Source organism: Thermoplasmatales archaeon, assembly GCA_014361245.1.
Taxonomy (GTDB): Archaea; Thermoplasmatota; E2; order UBA202; family JdFR-43; genus JACIWB01.
The window spans coordinates 1-3,068 of the sequence record JACIWB010000077.1; the positions used below are offsets into that span (position 1 = coordinate 1).

6 protein-coding genes are annotated in these 3,068 nt (G+C 33.3%); 3 read left to right on the top strand and 3 right to left on the bottom strand.

The genetic code is table 11. The features are described 5' to 3' along the window. Window positions 1-350, top strand: a 350-nt coding sequence (locus H5T45_07455; GenBank protein ID MBC7129534.1) for a hypothetical protein, incomplete at its 5' end; no start/stop codon positions are given. Continuing rightward, window positions 347-871 carry a flagellar hook-basal body complex protein FliE gene (gene fliE, locus H5T45_07460; protein ID MBC7129535.1) on the top strand — a complete coding sequence of 175 codons (525 nt, stop codon included), beginning with the start codon at window positions 347-349 and terminating at the stop codon, window positions 869-871. The genes H5T45_07455 and fliE, both read left to right, overlap by 4 nt. Here fliE and H5T45_07465 read toward each other — a convergent pair. Beyond that, on the bottom strand, window positions 852-1,382 hold the full coding sequence (locus H5T45_07465) for a methyltransferase (GenBank protein ID MBC7129536.1): 531 nt from the start codon (window positions 1,380-1,382) through the stop codon (window positions 852-854). The genes fliE and H5T45_07465 overlap by 20 nt on opposite strands. Window positions 1,383-1,452: 70 nt before the next feature. Between H5T45_07465 and H5T45_07470 the strand changes: the two genes are divergently transcribed. Beyond that, window positions 1,453-2,097 carry a metal-dependent hydrolase gene (locus H5T45_07470; GenBank protein MBC7129537.1) on the top strand — a complete coding sequence of 215 codons (645 nt, stop codon included), beginning with the start codon at window positions 1,453-1,455 and terminating at the stop codon, window positions 2,095-2,097. Here the strand turns inward: H5T45_07470 and tmk are convergent. Together tmk and H5T45_07480 are read right to left on the bottom strand one after the other, a co-directional pair. Further along, a complete protein-coding gene (gene tmk, locus H5T45_07475; GenBank protein ID MBC7129538.1) occupies window positions 2,090-2,665 on the bottom strand; it encodes a dTMP kinase in 576 nt (191 codons plus the stop codon). The two genes, H5T45_07470 and tmk, sit on opposite strands and share 8 nt — an antisense overlap. Before the next feature lie 168 nt (window positions 2,666-2,833). After that, on the bottom strand, window positions 2,834-3,028 hold the full coding sequence (locus H5T45_07480) for a tautomerase family protein (protein MBC7129539.1): 195 nt from the start codon (window positions 3,026-3,028) through the stop codon (window positions 2,834-2,836). Window positions 3,029-3,068 lie beyond the last annotated feature (40 nt).

The window sequence follows — 3,068 nt, forward strand, 5'->3', positions numbered from 1 at the left end:
GTGGATGTGGAATAAATTCTCCAGTTATTGCAAGAATAGAAGGAAGAAAGGCGGATTCAATTGTTCTGCCAAGCGGAAAAATAATTCCTCCCTTCACAATAACTGGAATTCCAGCAAAGGTAATGTATTCATTGCAGAGATTTTCAGTTGATCAATTCCAGATTATTCAGAATAGCGAAGATGAAATAATGGTAAATTTAGTAATTGATAAGAATGAGAATATGAAAGAAATTTTAAAGGAGAAAATAAGGGAGGAGTTTGAAAAAAAGATAAAAGGGGCGAGAGTAATAGTTAGAGAAGTAGATGAAATAGAAAAAAATAAACCAGTTGTAATATCAAGGTTAGCATGAAAGCAATTGCATTTACTGGCATGCCGGGCGCCGGCAAGACAGAAGCAATAAATGTTGCGAGGGAGATGAATATAAAGGTTATAAGTATGGGTGATGAAGTTAGAGAAGAAGCAATTAGAAGAGGGCTCTCTTTGAGCGATGAAATTACTGGCAAGATTGCAGATGAAATGAGGAAAAAATATGGGGCTGATTATTGGGCAAAAAGGTGCTTGGCTAAGCTAAGCGATGAAGATTTTTTTGTCATAGATGGGATAAGAAATATGGAAGAAGTGGAGAAATTCAGAGAAAAAATAGATGAATTAATTCTTGTTGCAATACATGCTTCCCCACTCACAAGATATGAAAGAATAAGGAAAAGGAAAAGATATGGAAATGACATGGGCATTGAAAAATTTAGGGAAAGGGAGAAAAAAGAACTTTCATGGGGGCTTGGAAATGTTATTGCGATGGCTGATATTGTTATAATAAATGAAGGAAGTTTGGAGGAATTTAAAGAAAAGGTCAGGAAAATTTTATCCTGATTTTATAAACATATATTGCTTCAAAGAAAAATTTTTTTTCTGAAATTTTTTCAAATTCATATTCCTTGAATTTTTTCACGATTTTATCTGGTTTATTAAAACTACTCATCACAAGATATATCTCCCCTCCTTTATTCAGATAATTTTTAGCTTCCCTTAAAAATTTCTCTATTATTTCCTTTCCATTTTTTCCTCCGTCCCAAGCCAAACTTTCATTTTTTGTTGGAAGGTATGGAGGATTAAAAACAATCAAATCAAATTTTTCATTTATATTTTCAAATAAATTACTTTTAAAGCATTTTAAATTTAAACCATTTATTTTCGCATTCTTTATTGTATTTTCAACAGCTTTTTCATTTATATCAACAGCAACAACATTGCAGTCATTTTTTGCAAGATGGAGGGCAACAATACCGCATCCGCAACCCATATCAAGAGCTTTCTTTTCCTTTGCATTTATACTTTTTATTAATAAATAGCTATCTTCTTCTGGCTCATATACTCCTTCCATAACTTCAATTTTTAATTCATTGCTTATTTCCACAATAGAAAAATTTTTCTTATTTTTCTATTTTATCCTTATGAAAATTAGGTGGCTTGGGCATGCATGCTTTATAATTGAAGGGAGGGATAGAATTATAGTTGATCCATTTATAGAAGGAAACCCTCTTTGCAAGGAAAGTGTAAGCAACATAAAAGTTGATATAGTTGCAGTAACCCACAGCCACGCCGACCATTTAGGAAATGCAATTGAAATAGCAAAAAATAACAATGCGAAGATTGTTGCAATTCATGAAATTGCCTGCTATGCCCAGAATAAAGGTGTAAATGCTGAAGGAATAAACATTGGAGGGGGGATAAAAATAAGAAATACTGAAATTCATATGGTGCCCGCCTTCCATTCATCTGGCGACACATCTCCCGCTGGTTTGGTAATAGATACGGAAAAACCTGTTTATCATGCGGGCGATACATGCCTATTCTCCGATATGAAACTGATAGGTGAGATGTATAAGCCACATGTCGCTCTTTTGCCCATAGGAGGAAGATATACCATGGACGCAAGACAGGCGGCGATGGCAGTAAAGCTGATAAAACCAAAAATAGCAATTCCAATGCATTACAATACTTTTGATTTAATAAGATGTAATCCAGAGGAATTCAAAAAGCTAGCTGAGGCTGAAGTAATAATAATGAAGCCGAATGAGGAGATAGAGATCAAATAATTTTTCTTTTTCTCATTTCTTCCAAGCAATCATTAACTATTTCATCTATGCTTTTCTCAGCATTCACTATAAAAAATCTATCTTCCTTTGCTATTTCCAAATAATTTTTCTGAACCCTTTCCAAAAAATCTTCGTTTTCAAAAAAAACCTTCTTTCTTTTTATTCTTTCAATTGCTTTCTTTGGCTCTATTTTAAGCAAAATTGTTAAATCTGGTTTTATTAAAAATGGTTGCAGATTTAGAAGCCATTTTTCAGCATTTTCAAATTTTAACTGCTCTTTTTGATATGCAAGAGTTGAATCAAAGTAGCGGTCGCATATAACAATTTTTCCTTCTTTTAGCCATTTTTTTATTTCTTTTAAGTGCTCATTTCTATCAGCAGAGAAAAGAAGGGCAAGCGTCATTCCATCTGCCTGCTTATCTATTGCTTTTTTTATCATTTTTCCAATCCATCCATCTGTTGGCTCAGCTGTTAGTATGCTGTTTCCAATTTTTTCATGCAGAATTTTTGCAATTGTTGTTTTTCCAGAACCATCTATTCCTTCAATTGTTATCAATTTTCCTTTCATGGAATAAAACACGAATGTTTTTATATTTTTATCCAAAAAAAAGAGGGGAGGGGGATGAATGCAATCCTGCATATGCCCGCTTTAGGGCGCTTTATTATATGCAGGTTTTTATCCTTGAAAATAAATTTTTGCGGGTATATAAAGGAGGGGAGGGGTGTGGATGCCTTTTTAAATATTTCGAAATTTTTTCGATGCAAATTCTCCTCCAATTGCCCATCTTGTTTTTGGAACATCATGCACTAAAATTTCAACAGCATTTTCTGGTATTCCCATATCAACGAAAACTTTTGTTAATTTCTTCACCATTTCCTTTATTTCCTCATCTTTCCTTCCTTCCCAGAGAAATACATGAACTATTGGCATAAACAAAAAACACGATTAATTTAAAATATTTTGTTAGCGC

Excerpts from the sequence above, each read along its gene's own strand:
- tmk (MBC7129538.1), bottom strand. The coding sequence starts at position 2,665 with ATGAAAGGAAAATTGATAACAATTGAAGGAATAGATGGTTCTGGAAAA.
- H5T45_07480 (MBC7129539.1), bottom strand. The coding sequence starts at position 3,028 with ATGCCAATAGTTCATGTATTTCTCTGGGAAGGAAGGAAAGATGAGGAA.
- H5T45_07470 (MBC7129537.1), top strand. The coding sequence starts at position 1,453 with ATGAAAATTAGGTGGCTTGGGCATGCATGCTTTATAATTGAAGGGAGG.
- fliE (MBC7129535.1), top strand. The coding sequence starts at position 347 with ATGAAAGCAATTGCATTTACTGGCATGCCGGGCGCCGGCAAGACAGAA.
- H5T45_07465 (MBC7129536.1), bottom strand. The coding sequence starts at position 1,382 with ATGGAAGGAGTATATGAGCCAGAAGAAGATAGCTATTTATTAATAAAA.